The 16125-nt window shown below is 57.2% G+C and carries 14 protein-coding genes and 1 pseudogene; 8 read left to right on the forward strand and 7 right to left on the reverse strand.

Annotated elements, in window-relative coordinates; translation table 11 throughout:
* Positions 1-76 precede the first annotated feature (76 nt).
* Genes KO116_RS16095 through KO116_RS16105 form a run of 3 tightly spaced genes read left to right on the forward strand, consistent with a single transcriptional unit; the run spans position 77 to position 1767 of the window.
* On the forward strand, positions 77-466 hold the full coding sequence (locus KO116_RS16095; protein ID WP_035559468.1) for a DUF4870 family protein: 390 nt from the start codon (positions 77-79) through the stop codon (positions 464-466).
* Between the two features lie 2 nt (positions 467-468).
* Positions 469-1404, forward strand: coding sequence for a lysophospholipid acyltransferase family protein (locus KO116_RS16100; RefSeq protein ID WP_035559465.1), 936 nt, complete (start codon positions 469-471; stop codon positions 1402-1404).
* Positions 1405-1416: 12 nt separating this feature from the next.
* Positions 1417-1767, forward strand: a complete 351-nt coding sequence (locus KO116_RS16105) for a DUF4870 family protein (protein WP_035559462.1) — start codon at positions 1417-1419, stop codon at positions 1765-1767.
* Between the two features lie 18 nt (positions 1768-1785).
* On the opposite strand, the gene KO116_RS16110 is transcribed toward KO116_RS16105, so the two are convergent.
* Positions 1786-3195, reverse strand: a complete 1410-nt coding sequence (locus tag KO116_RS16110) for a mannose-1-phosphate guanylyltransferase/mannose-6-phosphate isomerase (RefSeq protein WP_035559460.1) — start codon at positions 3193-3195, stop codon at positions 1786-1788.
* Positions 3192-4868, reverse strand: a complete 1677-nt coding sequence (locus KO116_RS16115; RefSeq protein WP_035559458.1) for an alkaline phosphatase — start codon at positions 4866-4868, stop codon at positions 3192-3194. Before KO116_RS16115 ends, KO116_RS16110 begins: the two co-directional genes overlap by 4 nt.
* A 307-nt stretch (positions 4869-5175) precedes the next feature.
* Here KO116_RS16115 and KO116_RS16120 point away from each other — a divergent pair, with 307 nt between their 5' ends.
* From KO116_RS16120 to KO116_RS16130, 3 genes are read left to right on the forward strand one after another with little or no spacing between them, the layout of a single operon-like run.
* On the forward strand, positions 5176-6684 hold the full coding sequence (locus tag KO116_RS16120; protein WP_035559696.1) for a glucan biosynthesis protein: 1509 nt from the start codon (positions 5176-5178) through the stop codon (positions 6682-6684).
* A 48-nt stretch (positions 6685-6732) separates the two neighbouring features.
* A complete protein-coding gene (locus tag KO116_RS16125; protein WP_035559456.1) occupies positions 6733-7539 on the forward strand; it encodes an FkbM family methyltransferase in 807 nt (268 codons plus the stop codon).
* 21 nt (positions 7540-7560) lie between these two features.
* Positions 7561-8334 carry a creatininase family protein gene (locus KO116_RS16130; RefSeq protein WP_035559453.1) on the forward strand — a complete coding sequence of 258 codons (774 nt, stop codon included), beginning with the start codon at positions 7561-7563 and terminating at the stop codon, positions 8332-8334.
* Between the two features lie 48 nt (positions 8335-8382).
* Here KO116_RS16130 and ribA read toward each other — a convergent pair whose 3' ends face one another.
* Positions 8383-9486 carry a GTP cyclohydrolase II RibA gene (ribA, locus tag KO116_RS16135; RefSeq protein ID WP_035559450.1) on the reverse strand — a complete coding sequence of 368 codons (1104 nt, stop codon included), beginning with the start codon at positions 9484-9486 and terminating at the stop codon, positions 8383-8385.
* Positions 9487-9625: 139 nt separating this feature from the next.
* Here ribA and KO116_RS25860 point away from each other — a divergent pair, with 139 nt between their 5' ends.
* A complete protein-coding gene (locus KO116_RS25860; RefSeq protein ID WP_235272568.1) occupies positions 9626-10492 on the forward strand; it encodes a RibD family protein in 867 nt (288 codons plus the stop codon).
* A 105-nt stretch (positions 10493-10597) separates the two neighbouring features.
* Here KO116_RS25860 and KO116_RS25865 read toward each other — a convergent pair.
* From KO116_RS25865 to KO116_RS16155, 4 genes and pseudogenes are all read right to left on the reverse strand, one after another.
* Positions 10598-11473: pseudogene (locus KO116_RS25865) on the reverse strand (lysylphosphatidylglycerol synthase transmembrane domain-containing protein); the annotation flags it as partial.
* A 4-nt stretch (positions 11474-11477) separates the two neighbouring features.
* The gene (locus KO116_RS16145) at positions 11478-13442 is read right to left on the reverse strand and encodes a glycosyltransferase (protein ID WP_035559446.1); all 1965 of its coding nucleotides are present in this window, start codon (positions 13440-13442) and stop codon (positions 11478-11480) included.
* Entirely contained in the window at positions 13439-13837 is a 399-nt protein-coding gene (locus KO116_RS16150; protein ID WP_035559443.1) for a 6-pyruvoyl trahydropterin synthase family protein, read from the reverse strand. Before KO116_RS16150 ends, KO116_RS16145 begins: the two co-directional genes overlap by 4 nt.
* A gap of 33 nt (positions 13838-13870) precedes the next feature.
* Complete coding sequence (locus KO116_RS16155) at positions 13871-14926, reverse strand: zinc-dependent alcohol dehydrogenase (protein ID WP_082072616.1); 1056 nt, start codon at positions 14924-14926, stop codon at positions 13871-13873.
* A 362-nt stretch (positions 14927-15288) separates the two neighbouring features.
* Here KO116_RS16155 and KO116_RS16165 point away from each other — a divergent pair, with 362 nt between their 5' ends.
* A complete protein-coding gene (locus tag KO116_RS16165) occupies positions 15289-16017 on the forward strand; it encodes a CDP-alcohol phosphatidyltransferase family protein (RefSeq protein ID WP_035559439.1) in 729 nt (242 codons plus the stop codon).
* The last annotated feature ends 108 nt before the right edge of the window (positions 16018-16125 follow it).

Raw genomic sequence — 16125 nt, forward strand, 5'->3', positions numbered from 1 at the left:
CACGCTGTCATAGAGCACATGAAGCGCCTATCGAGGCGTACCAGCGCCAATACAGGATTTATCGAAAGGAACCGTTATGCGTGATAACGCCCATGATGCGCCACTAGAAGGCGACGTTGTTAGCGAAGAGCGAAGCCAACAGCCGGACACCACGATGGCGATGGTGATCTATGCGCTCTATCTAGCCAGTTTTATCCTCGGCTTTACGTCTATTATCGGCGTGGTCATCGCCTACGTTTATAAAGACAAAGGTCCGGTTTGGTTAGACGAGCACTACCGCTATCAGATTCGTACGTTCTGGATAGGATTAGTCTACGGCATTGTGTTTTCGATATTGACCTTGATACTAATCGGTTTCCCGCTACTCCTGGCCCTTGCTGTCTGGCTAATTATCCGCTGCGTTAAAGGCTTCAAAGGGCTGCAGGAGAAGCGCGCGCCCTCCAACGTAGATTCCTGGCTGTTTTAGTGATGACGCAACCAACGGGTAACACCAGCAGGCTTTTTTCCAAGGCCAGTGCCATCAGTTGGCTGTGGCGTCAGTTATCACGCTGGCCAGTCACGCGCCTATGGCGCATTTCCTCGGTGCTGGGCCCAGTCGTTTACCGTCTCAATAAGCGTGAGCGTTGGGTAACCGAGCGCAATCTTACGGCCGTTTATCCAGCTCTCTCTAACGCTGAACGTCAAGCTCTTGCAAAGCAGAGCTTGAAACATTCGACCGCTACCATGCTGGAATTGGGTCACGCCTGGATGGCGGAACCACAAAAAGTAGAAACCAATATTTTAGCGGTATACGGTCGCGACAAACTCGACAACGCCCGCACCGAGAGCCGCGGCGTGATTGTGCTCGCGCCACACTTTGGCAATTGGGAAGTGCTTAACTTCTGGCTATCGAGCCACTTCCCGTTTACCGCCATGTACGAACCACCCAAAATCATTGATCTCGATCCTGTGATTCGACATGGCCGCGAGCGCATGGGGGCGAGTCTGGTGCCCACCAACCCGCGCGGGGTGGCAGCACTGCTCAAAGCGCTTAAACGCAGCGAAGCGATTGGCATGCTGCCCGACCAGGAGCCCGACTGGGGCAGCGGCGTTTTCGCGCCCTTTTTTGGCCGCGACGCTTATACCGCCACACTACTGCCGAAACTGGTAGCCCGTACCCAGGCAAGGGTAGTCACCGGCGTGGCGCTGCGGGTACCTGGCAAAGGGTTCGAGATTCATTTCCTGGAAGCCGATGAGCGCGTGTATAGCGACGATGATGTGCAGTCTGCGACGGGGGTCAACGCCAGTGTGGAGGCCGCAATCAGCTTGGACCCTGCCCAGTATCAGTGGGAGTACAAGCGCTACCGTAAAGTGGTTCAGGAGCAGCAGAAATTAGCTAACTACCGCGACTATCGGCTTTATTAACAAGGCTTACTTATGATGCAAAACGACCTACCCGGCGATGAGACCCGCCCGCCGCAAATTATTTACGCGCTCTACCTGGCGGGCATTGTGACCGCCAATATCACCCTGCTGATCGGTGTAGTGATTGCCTACGTCTACCGCAAAGATGCAGCGCCATGGCTACAGCCGCACTACCGTTACCTAATCCGCACGTTCTGGATCGGCACGCTGTACGCCTGCATTGCCTTCTTGCTCAGCATTGTCATCGTTGGCACCCTGCTTTGGCCACTGCTAGCGGTATGGTTGGGCGTGCGCTGTGTGCTCGGCTGGGTCGATGTACGCAAAGGCCGCCCACCGGCGCGCCCTGCCAGCTGGCTCTGGTAAGTGCTGGTGAGCTAGGCGTCATTCACTGCTATGTCGGGCGTAAACATCATCTAAGCGCTCGATGTCGTCTTCACCCAGGTAGCTACCCGACTGCACTTCAATCAGCTCAAGAGGAATCTTGCCGGTATTTTCCAGACGATGGAGCGCGCCAATGGGGATATAGGTCGACTGATTTTCACTCACCAGGAAGCTGCGCTCCTCAAGCGTTACGCGCGCGGTTCCCCTCACCACAATCCAGTGCTCAGCGCGGTGATGATGGCGCTGCAACGAGAGCCGCCCGCCGGGCTTCACGGTAATGTGTTTGACCTGATAGCGCTCGCCGCTGTCCATCGCCTGAAAGCTGCCCCAAGGGCGCTGCACCTGAGGCGCCGAGCAGGGCTCGCTGCGCCCCGCCTGAGTAAGCGAAGCCACCAGTTGCTTGACCTGCTGCGCCTGATCACGATGGGCCACCAACACGCTATCCGATGTTTCAACGACGATGAGATTCTGCACACCTAGCGTCGCCACAAGGCGGTGCTCGGCAAACACCAGTGAACCCTGGGTATCGGTTAGCCAGGCATCACCTTTGCTGGCATTGCCCGCCGCATCAGGCTCAACGGTAGCCCACAGCGCGTCAAAACTGCCGATATCACTCCACTCGGCGGCCAAAGGCACCACGGCGGCGCGATCACAATGCTCCATCACCGCGTAGTCAATGGAGTCAGTCGGGCAACGACCAAACGCTGCTTCGCCCAGGCGCAGAAAATCCAAGTCACGGTGCGCGCTGTTAACCGCTTCTTGGCAGGCTTTCAGCATTGTCGGCTGTAGCCGCTGTAATTGATCCAGATAGTTTGAGGCACGCAGCAAAAACATCCCGCTGTTCCACAGGTAATCGCCGCTTTCGACTAGCGTAGCAGCACGCTTGGCGTCCGGTTTTTCAATAAAAGCCGCAAGATGATGGCCGCCTTCCAGCGGCTCGCCGCAGGCAATATAGCCATAACCGGTTTCAGGCTGGGTCGGGACTACTCCGAAGGTAACAAGATAACCCGCTTCGGCTAGCGGCTGGGCAAGTGACACGCTATGTTGGAACGCCATGACATCTCCAATAGCATGGTCTGCGGGAAGCACCAGCAGTAGCGGATCCTCTCCCGAAAGGCGGGCTAACAGCGCCGCACAGGCAATGGCCGGGGCAGTGTTACGACCTTCGGGTTCGAGCACAATGGTGGCATCTTGATCGATTTCCCGTAGCTGCTCGGCCATTAAAAAGCGGTGGCTATGGTGGCCCATCAGCATCGGTGCGGTATCGGTTAATCCGGCTAGGCGGCCGAGGGTTTGCTGCAGCAGGCTCTGTGAAGAGGTTAAGCGCAAAAACTGCTTAGGCATCTGCTCTCGCGAGAGCGGCCAGAGCCGCGTGCCGCTACCGCCGCTTAAAATCACTGGCTGAATCATTGCTGCGTCCTTGTCATAGTCCTTGTCACGGCCCCTAAATCTGGGGGAATTTCTGTCTCAAACGTCGTCCCTGTTTGCTCATCAACGCTTAGTTCAGTCGCTAACTCGCCAAAATCCTCCTGCAGCCAGTGGCGCAGTTGGCTCATCCTGGGAGCGTTCGGCGCTTGGGCGAGCGGTGGCAGCGTGCCATTAACAAAACCGCGTGCCAAAAATGGTGCCAATAAAGCTGGATCTCCGCTGATAATATGCACCGGCACCGCCGCACTGGCACTGTCGCCGGTGATCAACGGCGCTGGCTGATGATCGCCAAGCACTATCAATAGCGTGTTGTCGTCCACTACGCGCTCAGCCCAGCGTCCCGTTACCTTAACAGCGTAGTCCACCGACCACGCATAGTGATCACGAATGCGCTCGATGTCCTGCCATAGCACTTCTGGCGGGTCGCCGGCCTTTTCCCAAGGCGCAAAAATACGCCCATCGCCGATGGATGACCAATCATCCAACACGGGCAGAATGGGCGTCCAGGGGGCGTGGCTGGAGATCAGCGCCAACTGGGCGAACAGGGGGGAATCACCGATCAAATGGCGCTGAGTGTAATCGAGGGTAAATTGATCGGGCATGGTCACCCAGTTGAGTACAGGCCCGGCGTAGTCGATATCCTTTGCCGCTGCAATTTGATCGAAGCCGTAAGCCTCCCCTTCCGGCCATGCCATAGAGATAGCCGGCATCACGGCCAGCGTGCGCTGCCCGGTGGCGCTGAAGTCGTCGATCAACGTGGAGTGGCTGCTGTCTAGCATCAATTGATACCACAGCTGATTATCGATCCATCGCCCGCTTAGCGCCGTTGCGTGGGCCAGCCAGGACTGTCCGCCCCGAATCGGCGACTGCAACATTCCGGATACCACGTGGAGATCGCGCGCTGCTAACCGCTGCTGCATATCGGCCAGCGTGGGCTGGAGGATGCTTGCATAACGCGGATCATCCAGTGCCGAGACACCGTAGGACTCGACAAAGGTTAGCAACACATTGCGCCCTTCAAGCCCCGGTAGCGGCTGACGCTCTAATGGCGCAGCCTCCAACTGAGCGGTAAAGGCAAGGCGTGCGGCGTGGGTATCGGTAATTTGCTGCCACTGAAAACGCGTGCTGTTTACCATTGGCAAACGGGCACTATCCACCCATCGAACGCCGTTAATTTCGAGCACCGCGCAGGTAGTGGCAACGATCAACAGCGTAAAAGCCACTATGCCGGGCAGCCGTTTGAGTGGGTAACTTACCGGGGGAAGCAGCAGTCGCGTTAAACCCAGGGTAATGCCGAGCAGTAAGGCAACGCCTGCCAGCATGGCGAAGACGGCCAATAACTGGCCAACATTACCGACTAGCAGGTGATAAATAGAGCGCAGCAAGGGTACATCGAGATAGAGGTTGAGTGGCCGAGCAAATGCCATATGGGTTGCCGCTGTCCCCAGGTTAGCCGCGGTTGCCAGCATGACCCAACTGACTAATCCAATCCCCACTAAGCGGCGCACTTGGCCGGCCGGAAGCAGCAGCATAAGAGGCGCAATGATGAACGCTTCCCAAGCGATCAAATGCGCACTCAAATCTCCAAACCGCCACCATAGCGGCGCGACGAGCAGGAAATTCAGCATTAGCAACGTTAATAATAATCGACTCATCGCATTCTCATTGGTACCTGCTTTAGCTTACAGTGTCTTAGGTAGTGTGTTAGTTAAGGCCTGTCAGTGCTCAGCCTCGAAGAGAAGCTATTGACGTTTTAAAGAGAAGAGAGCAAGGAATAAGGCTGCTGAAAAACGCAATAATCATGTACTGTTGCGATCAATCGTATAGCTATTGTTCAAAAATTTCACGTTTTGCCTGGCCTAATGCCATGCGTTTAGCAGGTCTTCACTCGAAAGGATCTCGCCCATGCATTTCAACTATTTCAACAGAGGGCATGCCAATAAAGGGCATGCTGGTAGGTGGATGGTTTTACTTGGCTATTCGATGCTCGCCTCTACCGCCTTTGCTGAAGACGATAAACATTTCAATGCGGTCATTGAACGCGCCCAACAGCTTGCAGAAACGCCTTATCAAGCCCCTGAAGAATCACTGCCTGAGGTATTACGTGAACTCAACTACGATACCTACCGGCAAATTCGCTTTGATCCCGACCACGCCTATTGGAAAGATGAAAGCCCGTTTAGCCTCCAGCTATTTCACAGCGGCTTTCTGTTTCAAACACCGATTGCGCTCAACGTGATTGAAAACGACACCGCCACCCCGCTGCCCTTTTCGTCAGAAAACTACTCCTATGATGGCAATGCCGAAAAGCTGAAAGAGTACGATCTTTCCGGTAGTGATCACGCTGGGTTTCGTCTCCACTACCCACTCAACAATGCAGAGTACGCTGACGAGTTTGCGGTTTTTCTCGGTGCCAGCTACTTCCGTATTGTGGGACGAGACCAAGCGTACGGACTATCCACCCGCGGGCTGGCGATCGACACCGCCTCGCCCGATGGCGAAGAGTTTCCGGCGTTTCGTGAATTCTGGATGTATAAACCCGACGCCAATGCCGAACAGTTTGAGCTGTTAGCACTGCTGGACAGCCCCTCCGTCAGCGGCGCTTATCGCTTTATCATCCAGCCCGGTGAAGATACAGAGGTTGAAGTAGAAGCCGAGCTATTTGCGCGGGAAGATATTGCCAAGCTGGGTGTCGCACCGCTTACCAGCATGTTCACCTACGGTGAAGCAAGCCGCCAACGCCCGGACGACTTTCGCCCCCAGGTGCACGACTCAGATGGCCTATTAATGCACACCGGTAGCGGCGAGTGGCTCTGGCGGCCGTTAACCAACCCTGAACAGCTACGCATCTCAACGTTTACGGATAGCTCCCCGCAAGGCTTTGGTTTGATGCAACGAGAGCGAGATTTTAACCGTTACCTGGATACCGAAGCTCAATACCACCGGCGTCCAAGCCAGTGGGTGGTTCCGTTGGATGAGTGGGGCCCAGGGCACGTAGAGCTTGTCGAAATTCCTACCCCCGATGAAACTCACGACAATATCGTTGCCTACTGGGTAGCGGACGATGCTTTAGAGGCTGGTGAGTCACGCCGCCTCCATTACCTCACCCATACCCTGAACAATGACCCAGAAGCTCATACGCTGGGGCGTGCAATTCGTACCCGGCATGGCAGTGCAGCGGGGCCAGGGCAAACCGATTCCTCGGCCAGCGAGCAACGTCAATTTATTGTCGATTTCCAAGGGGGCGCGTTAGATGAGATCGCCGCAGATCAACCCGTCGAATTAGATATTAGCGCTCAGTTAGGCGAGGTGCTGCTGCCCCAGGTCACCGCGCTGCCCAATAATGGCTGGCGTGCGAGTTTCCGGGTGCCCGCTAACGGTCAACCCAGCGATGTTCGTTTAAGGCTCACCTTAAACCATGAACCGGTGAGTGAAACATGGAATTACGTGTGGTATCCCGATGCAAAATAACGCTGTTAAAGCAAACCTCTTCCCCCCAGCGTCAAGGAAACCCAATTAATGCGGCGCATGGCGTTACAACGGCTGCGTAGCGTGGGCGGGCTTGCCCGCTCACTGTTCATCTATTGGCGACCGGGTCGTCAGCGAGGGCTCCAGCGACTTTATCAGCCGTTTATTCAGCCCGGTGCTGCCGCGTTCGATATTGGCGCTCATTTAGGTGACCGCAGCGCGGCTTTTCATGCGCTAGGCGCAAAAGTAATTGCCCTGGAGCCCCAGCCCGATCTCGCCAAGTGGTTCAAGCGATTGGTTCGGCCCACCAGCATCACGCTGCTCCCCATGGCAGCAGGCCCAACGGAGGGCTTTGCCGACATCGCTATTAGCCCCGGCAACCCGACGCTTTCCACCCTGGCCACTGAATGGCGCGAGCAGATTGGCGAGCGCAATGCAGGCTTTAGCCAAGTGCGCTGGGAACAGCGCTTGCGGGTACCGGTCACCACGCTGGATACGTTAATTGAAGAGTATGGTGAGCCCAGCTTTATCAAAATTGACGTAGAGGGCTTTGAAGCTGAGGTGTTGGCAGGACTAAGCAGCCCGGTGGCCGCGCTTTCGGTAGAGTTTGTATCCGGTGCGTTAGAGGTTAATCATAGCTGCATCAACCATTTGAGTCGTCTTGGCGAGTATCGCTACAACATCGTCGCTGGTGAGCAGCGCCATTTCCGCTGGGCCGAGTGGCAAACGCCGCAAGCGATGACCGAGTGGCTCAATGCGGGTGCCGAAGCGTTACCTTCGGGCGATCTTTACGCCTGCCGCTCGGATCATCGGTTACTTCAGAACAATGTTCACAACAATATCCACAACAATGTTTAAACCCTAAAGGCTTATCATTTCATGATTCACCATTGGCAAACGCTCACCGCACCGCAGTTAGCCGAGTTCGCCCAACGCGACCCGGTAGCGGTGCTGGTACTCGGCGCCATTGAACAACACGGCACTCACCTTCCTTTGGCGACCGACCTTACGATTGGTGAAGGCCTGCAAGCCGCCATGCTGGAGGAGCTTGATCCGAGCCTTAATGTCATCTGCCTGCCCGCCATTGCCGTCGGCGCAAGCGACGAGCATGCCAGTTTCCCAGGCACGCTGAGCCTGCCAGCGCCGCTGGCCATTGCCACGTTAGAGGCTTATGGCGATAGCTTGGCTCGCGCCGGCATACGTCGACTGGTGCTGCTTAACAGCCATGGCGGCAATAAAGCGGTGATGGATTTAGCCGGGCTAACCCTGCGGCGACGCCACGGGATGCGTGTGGTCAAAGCCACTTACACGCGACTACCCGCACTGGAAGGCGCCATTGAGGCCGATGAGCTGCGTTACGGGTTACACGGTGGGCTACTCGAAACTGCCATGATGCGCTATTTGGCACCAATGCTTGTCCAGCTAGATAACTATCAAGCCACACCGCCTGCGGCGCCCGCTGGCGATGCCTTAGTGAGTGCAGAGGGTGCAGCAGCGTTTGCCTGGTTAGCGGAGGATTTAAGCTCCCATGGCGTGGCCGGTGATGCCAGCCACGCCAGCGCCGAATTAGGTGAGCGGCTGGTAATGCATTATGCCCGCCAGTTAGCGGCAGTCGTGACAGAAACTGCCCAGCTACCGCCGCTAACTAATTAAAACTACTTCACGATTGGAGCAGCTTGAGCTTGCGACCGTTTGCGGCGGTTAGCGCTGCCCGCTTAGTACGTCTTCTAACAGATGCCCGCCGCGGGTGGCCTTGGCATTTAGATAGCGCTGGTTGTGATCGGTAACGCTGCCGTACAGCGCCTGGCGCGAGACGACCTCGATACCGCCCTGGCGCAGCGCTTCCATTTTCAGCGGGTTGTTGGTCAGCAGCTGCACTTGCTCAATATCGAGGGCGTTAAGCATATCCACCGCTACCGCGTACTGGCGCTCATCGTCCCCGAAACCGAGCACTTGGTCGGCATCCACCGTATCCAGGCCACCATCTTGTAAGGTGTAAGCGCGCAGCTTATTGGCTAAACCGATGCCCCGCCCCTCTTGCGCCAAATAAAGCAGCACTCCGCCGCCCATGGCCTGAATATCGGCGACTGCGTTGCGTAATTGCTCGCCACAGTCACAGCGCAAACTGCCAAACAGGTCTCCAGTTAAACACGCCGAGTGCATGCGCAATGGCACCGCACCTTCCCACCTCTCCGGTTTACCAATAACGACGGCAACATGCTCGCGTAAGCCGTCCGGCTCACGGAAAAGCACAAAGCGGCTTTCAGCGGCATCCTCCAAGGGAATATGTGCTTCGCTAACGCGCTTCAGCATGCCCGGCGCACCGGCCAAGCAGTGTTCAGCGTCTTTAGCGGTGACTTGCAGTAGCTGCCCTTCTGCTAGCTGTTGCTCAATATTCGCAGCGGCCTCTTTGCTGACAAAAGCACATAGCGCTGCTGGAATTAACAGCGCACGACGCATCAGCGTAACGGCCCCTAGCTCGGCTAACCCCGCTGGCTTTAAGCCGCTTAGCAGCCCACCCGCAGGTTGTGAAAGCGCCTCCGCCGTGGCTAAGCCATGCAGCTCATTGGTGCTGATGTTGGCCACTAACGGCAAGCTGGCGGCTTCAGCGGTCAACGTTACACCCATGGCTGCCAAGCGGTGGCGGGTAAGCACCAGCGAAGGCCTTTCACCCGCTAACCGAGCAAGCGCTTCGACTGATTCACTGCCTTCCAGTGCCTGCACTAGCAAACGCTGCTCACCGGCATTTACCACCACTGGCAATCCGCGACGGATATCGAAAATAGCTCGTTCAATCTGGTACATGTAGGCCTCCTGGCTTCCTGGCGTGGGGGTTATTACGCGCTCGCGCTGAACGAGTTGCTCGGGCTACTGGTTCTGAACTACTTGCCCTAGACCAAGTAGAGCCCGCATGATGAAGCGGATTTATTAGCGCGGAGGCGTCATGCCCGACTCCCATGTCAATACGGGTGTTAATAGCAGTGTTATAAATACTAGCGGCACTATTTCGCTGGCCGATGCTTGGCAATGGCTCTCGGCTCTGCGTCATCGGCGCACTTGCGAGGTGGCGATCACCGTGACGCCAAGCGGTGAGTGGCAAACGGATCAGCCGGTCAGTGTTGAGGCGCGTGAGCTGCTCGACTGCCTGACCCCGTTGGCCAGTTGCCCGGCCTGGGTCGTGGCTCAGTTGGGCCAAAGCCTGGATGGTCGCATCGCGACGGAAAGCGGCCACTCCCATTACATCAATGGCCATGAAAGTTTGGTTCACCTGCACCGCCTGCGCGCCCTGGTCGACGCGGTGGTCGTGGGCGCGGGCACCGCCAGCGCCGATAATCCTCAACTGACCGTGCGACACGTAAGCGGTACTAACCCGACGCGGGTGGTGCTGGACCCACGCGGCCGTATCTCTAATGACTTGGCGCTGCTGTGTAACAGTGCCGCGCCGACACTGCTGATTGTGGGGCATGGGGTAGCGAACACGACGCTGCCTGCCCACGTTCAACGTTGCGTGCTGCCACTGGGTGCCAACGGCCACTTCACTCCGCTTGATGTCATCACCCTGCTGGCCGATAAAGGCCTGCCCCGTGTGCTGATTGAAGGCGGCGGTATCACGGTATCTCAGTTTATCGAAGCAGGCGCCGTTGACCGGCTGCACCTGCTGGTCGCTCCGCTGCTGATCGGCTCCGGCAGGCCAGGGCTTCAAATGACGCCCATCCAGACGCTTGAGAGTGCGCTGCGCCCGCCCACGCGCACCTTCCGCTGTGGAGACGACACGCTGTTCGACCTGCATCTGCGGGATACCACCGTCTGAGGGCTGCGCTTTCTCGCGACGGCTCAGCGCCACCCAAATACCCGGTAGGCTCGCCAGCAGCACCAGCACACCGTAGGCCAACGACACCGCCACGCCTTGGGCCGGCGGCAGTCCTACGAGCGCCCAGACACCAGCCGCAGCGCCCTCACGTAAACCCCATCCGGCCACGGAAAAGGGCACCAACATCGCCAACAGCAGCACCGGTGCCAGCGCCAGCACCTCCAATACCGCTAGCTCAACGCCAATTGCCCGCGCCGCACACACCATCACTAGGCCGTAGCTCAGCACAATGACCAGCGACGAGAATAGTTGCTGAGGCCATACATTACGCCGCCATAAGCCACGTTTAACGTCGCGCGCCAGGGCTTGGCACCAATGCGGCAGCCGTGCCAACCGATGGCTTATATGTTGGCGCAACAGCAGGCCGCTGGCGATAACCACCGCGAGAACAGCCACGACGCCTAAGCCCACCGCAGTAAGTACTGACACTCCCAACGCGGCATGCCAGAGCGGTGATAACAGTAATGCCGCAAGCGTTAGCAAGACCACAGCCACCTGGCCCGAGGCGCGCTCAATAATTACCGCTCGCCAAGCGCGACCGCGTGACTGCGTCTGAGCAGCATGACGATGTGCCCGCCCGGCATCGCCCAGTACTCCACCGGGCAACAGCTGATTAACCAGCAGCGCCAAATAGTACTCTCGCAGGGCATAAGCAAACCGCAGCGGTACATCAATCAGCCCAGCGGTAAACTGCCAACGCCAAGCGCAGAGCATGATCTGCAGCGTACTGATGACTAACGCCAGCACTACCCACCCAGCCGAGAAGCGCTGCACTTCCGCCACGATGGCCCGGGGGTCGACCCACAACAACACGGCCCCCAGCAAGGCAATACTGAGCACCACCCGCCGTAGCCATGGGCTTTGCAGGCATGGGCGAATGTACGCGCCTAGCCGGGAGCACAACGTCTGAGCAAACCCCATCGGCTTAGGCCTCTTCCTGAGGCTTGGCAAACGGGGGGATGGCAAAGAGATCACGGTGCCCCACCCAAATCCCCAGCTCGCCGTTGGCCACCGCCTGCTGGCGCTGCTCCAACCAGCTGGCAATGCGTGCCGCGGCGTCAGGGGCTTGTTCGGTGGCGGCCTCGGCCCAACCTTCCAACAGCGCCATCATTAGCGGCTGCTGGTCATGGTTGCCAGCAGCAAGCTGCCATGGGGTATCGTCCTGCTCAATGCGATAATCGGCCTTCTCAAGGGTAGCTACTAACACCTCTTGAGCCTGACCGCCCAGCGCATCGCCCAAGCCTTTATCGCGCTGTTGGTGGGCAATAAACATAGCCAACAGCCAGTGGTCTTCGTCATCCAGCACCGGCTCGCCCTGGGCATCGATAAAGTGCCACTCTCCGGTCACGCTCAGCGCGATTAGAAGCGCTTGTTGCCGCTCGGCACAGCGCCCCACTAATGCCTCGATCCATTGCTGAGAAACCAGATCAAGCAGCGCCGACGCCGTCACTAGGTGCGCATCGCCCAGCGGTAAATCGGTAATCGGCTCCAGCGATACACAGTGCGTTTCAACGGCCACAGGCTGCCCTTGGCTATCGCTTAACCCGGCGGCACACTGGCGCGCCTGCGCTAACAAGAGGGCATCGTGATCAATCAACTCCCAGCGCTGGTGAGCGCAAAAGCGCGGAGCCAGAAAGCGCATATTGCTCCCCCGGCCACAGCCAAGATCCGCTATTACCGGCGCTGAGCTAAGTGGGCTCAGCCACTCAGCGGCGAACGTAGCTAACCGCTGACTGCGAGAAGCGAAATCAGCGGCCTCGCGCAGCGTTAGCCAATCGGATTCAAACTGACTCCCAGCGCGCAAGGTTAGCGAATCATTGGCGGCATGGTTTTGCGCTGTTAACGCCGCGGCGAAGGCCTCGCTCGCTGCCTGCCAATCGCTTAACTGGCCACGGGCCTGCGCAGCGCCATGACGCAGTTGCTGGCGCAGTTCTGCATCGTTACAAAATTGGCTCAACGCGTCTTGAAGTGCCGCAACATCGCCCGGCTCAACGCTTATCCCGGCACCTTCTGGCAAGGTGTCGCGTAGCGCGCCACCGGTGGTGGTAATCACCGGCAGACCATGGGCCAGGGCTTCGGTGACCACCATGCCATAGCCCTCATACCAGGAAGGCAGCACCAGCGCGTGCGCGTGTTGGTAAGCCGCTTCCAGCGTCTCGCTATCGCACTCGCCACGGAGATACACGCTGCTTTGCAAACCGTTCTGATCAATCAGCTGCTGCACGCGTTGCGTAAACGACGCGTCTCGCGCACCGCCATAGCAGTCGCACTGCCAGTGATCACCGGCCACACCTGCCAGCGCTTGAACCAGAACATCTTGCCCCTTGCGCGGCGTTAGCGTTGCCACACACAGCAGGCGCAGTGTTCCACCTGGCTCAGCTTCTGGGCTAACCGGTGCCTGGGCCACGCCCGGCTCCACTACGGTGACACTTGCATTGATGGGTATGGCGTAGTGCGCCGCCAGTTCCGGCAAACGCCGAGCGGTAAAATGGCTGGTGACAATAATGCGCGCCACAGAAGCAAGCGCGGTTAACTCGCTGCGATGAAAGCGCTGCTGATCAGCCTCATCAAGGCCCAGTTCATCGCCTAAGGGATGGTGCAGCAGCGCGGTAATATCCAGCCGCGTCGCATGCTGGGCAACTACGTCAGGCAACGCCCCCATGGCCAGGCCATCGATCACCACCGCCGCATGGTCGGGAAGTGTCTCAAGCGCTTGAGCTAGGGCCGCTGCCGCTTCGGCGTCCGCATCGGGAAACACGCCTGCAAGGCCCACGACGTCAATCTCCCAACCCTGGTCACGTAGGGCCGAGACAATACGCGCATCGTAAATATAACCACCGGTGCGCTGAGCAGGGTCACCGGCAACGATCAGAGTAAAACGCCGACTCATAGCGCGCCTTCGTAGCTAGCCCAGGCCACATGAGACTCGTGCAGTTTGATCTCCATATGGGTAATGCCCTGGGCGGTGGTGCCCATTTTGCCTTCGCCGATCGCTTTGGCTAGCTGGTCGAAAATCACCTTAGCCATAAATTCGGTGGTGGTGTTTTTACCTTTAAATTCGCTTACTTCATCCAGGTTTTGAAAGTTGTAGCCTGCCAATACTTCTTTGACAGTTTCGCTGGCAAGGCCAATATCGATCACTAAGCCATCCTCATCCAGCTCAGGACGCTGGAAAACCACATCCACCACATAAGTGGCGCCATGGGTACGCTGGGCGGGGCCAAAGATCTCGCCGTTAAAGCTGTGGGCAATCATAAAATGGTCACGAACGCATAAACGAAACATAAAAACTCCTGATTAAAATTTTAAAAACACAAGTTATGCGGAATATCGCAGCCGATGGCAGAGCTCAACACTACCGCGCCCAAACAGCGTATGAGCAAGCGTAGGCAATTGTTTAAAGTCGCTTTCACCGCTGATCAGTGCATCCAAGCGCTCATCCACCAGTAAGCTCAGCGCGAGCCTAAGGCGGCGCTGGTAGTCCCAACGAGGGCGAAGTTTTGGTGGCAGTTGGCCTACCTGGCTGGCTTTAAGCGTCAGCCGTTGGGAGTGAAAAGCGCCACCCATAGGAATCGAGACGTCGCCCTCGCCAAACCAGCTCATTTCGATAATGCGCCCTTCGCTACCCACTAACTCCAAGGCCTGGCGCAAGCCAGCCGAGTGGCCGCTGGCATGGATCACGCAATCTTGATCATGGGGGGCTTGTTCAGGTGTGGCGAAGGCAACGCCTAGCTGCTCGGCGAGCTGGCGGCGCGCTGGGTTGATATCGACCAAATGCACGTCGACGCCAGGCACCTGGGCACACAGATACGCCACTAGCGCACCGACGACACCGGCACCAATAACGCAAATCCGCTCACCCAGCATCGGCTCGGCGTCCCACACGCCGTTGATGGCCGTTTCCATATTGGCGGCCAATACGGCGCGTTGAGCGGGCACATTGGTGGGCACTTCAAGCACCGCTGAAGCAGGCACGGTGTAGTAGTCTTGGTGGGGGAACAGGCAAAAGACGGTTTTATCTAACAGCGCATCCGGCCCTTGTTCAACGCGACCAACGCTGCAGTAACCGTACTTGACCGGGGCGGGAAACTCACCCGACTGAAAAGGGGCGCGCATGCGCGAAAATTCGCTTTCAGGCACGCGACCGTTAAACACCAGCGATTCGGTGCCTCGGCTAATACCGCTGTACAAGGTGCGTACCTGCACTTCATCCTGAGCGGGCGTCGCCAGAGGCTCACCCCGCAACTCGCCATGGGCTGGGCTGGTCACCCAGAAGGCAGTGGCGCAGCGGTTTTTGCCAGCGTCCGGGCTTTCGCCAGCGTGGAGGTTTTTGCCAACGTATAGCTTTTTGCCAACATCGTCAGGCGTCGACATGAGCGATCCTTTTCGTTACAAGCTCAACTAAACCGAGCTCTATTTCATTCCATTGAAAGTAGTGTGGGGCCATGGCGCTGCACATTAAGGCGAGGTTGGTCGTTATGTGACTTGGCCCCTTACCAAACTGGACGGCCACCTCTTGAATGGCCTCATGCAGAACAGTCATTAATGGCTCACCATCTTTAGCGTAGCGGTTGAAGAGAAATTATTCGATTAACAATGTGCAACACTTGAAGCTAACTAGGCTATTTTTCTTGATCATATAGACAACCCTACCTTCTTCTACAAGAATGGTACATATAAAAATACTTGCATCATTTATTTCAACTGCGGACAGCGATGCCGCTTCGTGAGCCACCATGCCGTTTTTTTCAAATGCCTCATCCATGACACTACCCAAACGGCTTTATAGCGCTGCAGAGCTACTGCTGGGCGGCTTGGTGCTAATGACTGTAGGTAAAGGATTACCTCAATTAATGGCTACCTCGGCCAATTGGTGGGTTGCCTTGGCCTTCTACACGTTTATATCTATCTTAGTGATGGTGTTCTGGCCCCACGGTTCACTGGGTTGGGCAAACCGGGTAACGCTGGCCCGCGCGGTATTAGTCGCGCTGCTGGCAGGTGCGCTCGCCGCCAATGCGTTTGTAGAGGTCATCTGGCAATGGTTGGCAATTGCGGTGATCGCTCTACTGTTGGATGGCGTTGATGGCTGGATTGCCAGGCGCACCAAAAGCCACTCCCTGTTCGGCGCGCGCTTTGACATGGAGCTGGATGCCCTACTGATATTGCTGCTTTGCGCAGGATTGTTGCGGTTAGAGTCCCTGGGCCTGTGGGTGCTGATGATTGGGGGGATGCGCTACCTGTTTGTGGCCGCCAGTTGGCCGTTCCCCTGGCTTGCAGAACCGCTGTTCGAAAGCTTTCGCCGTAAAGCCGTATGTGTCTGGCAGGTGGTTGCGCTGCTGTTGGCGTTAACGCCACTTACCTCCCACCTTACTGCCAGCCTGCTGGCCATTAGTGCGTTGCTTTCATTGCTATATTCGTTTGGCATTGACGTTTGGTGGCTATCTCGAAAAACACGCCGCTCCTAACCTACTGCGTCTTATAGCGAACCGCTTCGCAGCTTAGCGATAAACGCTTGGATAAGCTGTTTCTTCCTTACTATAGTTACTTTCAAAATATTCATAATTTTCAAATTT

The organism is Halomonas sp. KO116 (assembly GCF_000734975.2).
In the GTDB taxonomy this organism is placed as follows: Bacteria; Pseudomonadota; Gammaproteobacteria; order Pseudomonadales; family Halomonadaceae; genus Vreelandella; species Vreelandella glaciei.

Bases quoted from the DNA above. Each gene is read 5' to 3' on its own strand.
- KO116_RS16095 (WP_035559468.1), top strand. From the start codon at position 77: ATGCGTGATAACGCCCATGATGCGCCACTAGAAGGCGACGTTGTTAGC.
- KO116_RS16100 (WP_035559465.1), top strand. From the start codon at position 469: ATGACGCAACCAACGGGTAACACCAGCAGGCTTTTTTCCAAGGCCAGT.
- KO116_RS16105 (WP_035559462.1), top strand. From the start codon at position 1,417: ATGATGCAAAACGACCTACCCGGCGATGAGACCCGCCCGCCGCAAATT.
- KO116_RS16110 (WP_035559460.1), bottom strand. From the start codon at position 3,195: ATGATTCAGCCAGTGATTTTAAGCGGCGGTAGCGGCACGCGGCTCTGG.
- KO116_RS16115 (WP_035559458.1), bottom strand. From the start codon at position 4,868: ATGAGTCGATTATTATTAACGTTGCTAATGCTGAATTTCCTGCTCGTC.
- KO116_RS16120 (WP_035559696.1), top strand. From the start codon at position 5,176: ATGGTTTTACTTGGCTATTCGATGCTCGCCTCTACCGCCTTTGCTGAA.
- KO116_RS16125 (WP_035559456.1), top strand. From the start codon at position 6,733: ATGCGGCGCATGGCGTTACAACGGCTGCGTAGCGTGGGCGGGCTTGCC.
- KO116_RS16130 (WP_035559453.1), top strand. From the start codon at position 7,561: ATGATTCACCATTGGCAAACGCTCACCGCACCGCAGTTAGCCGAGTTC.
- ribA (WP_035559450.1), bottom strand. From the start codon at position 9,486: ATGTACCAGATTGAACGAGCTATTTTCGATATCCGTCGCGGATTGCCA.
- KO116_RS25860 (WP_235272568.1), top strand. From the start codon at position 9,626: ATGCCCGACTCCCATGTCAATACGGGTGTTAATAGCAGTGTTATAAAT.
- KO116_RS16145 (WP_035559446.1), bottom strand. From the start codon at position 13,442: ATGAGTCGGCGTTTTACTCTGATCGTTGCCGGTGACCCTGCTCAGCGC.
- KO116_RS16150 (WP_035559443.1), bottom strand. From the start codon at position 13,837: ATGTTTCGTTTATGCGTTCGTGACCATTTTATGATTGCCCACAGCTTT.
- KO116_RS16155 (WP_082072616.1), bottom strand. From the start codon at position 14,926: ATGTCGACGCCTGACGATGTTGGCAAAAAGCTATACGTTGGCAAAAAC.
- KO116_RS16165 (WP_035559439.1), top strand. From the start codon at position 15,289: ATGCCGTTTTTTTCAAATGCCTCATCCATGACACTACCCAAACGGCTT.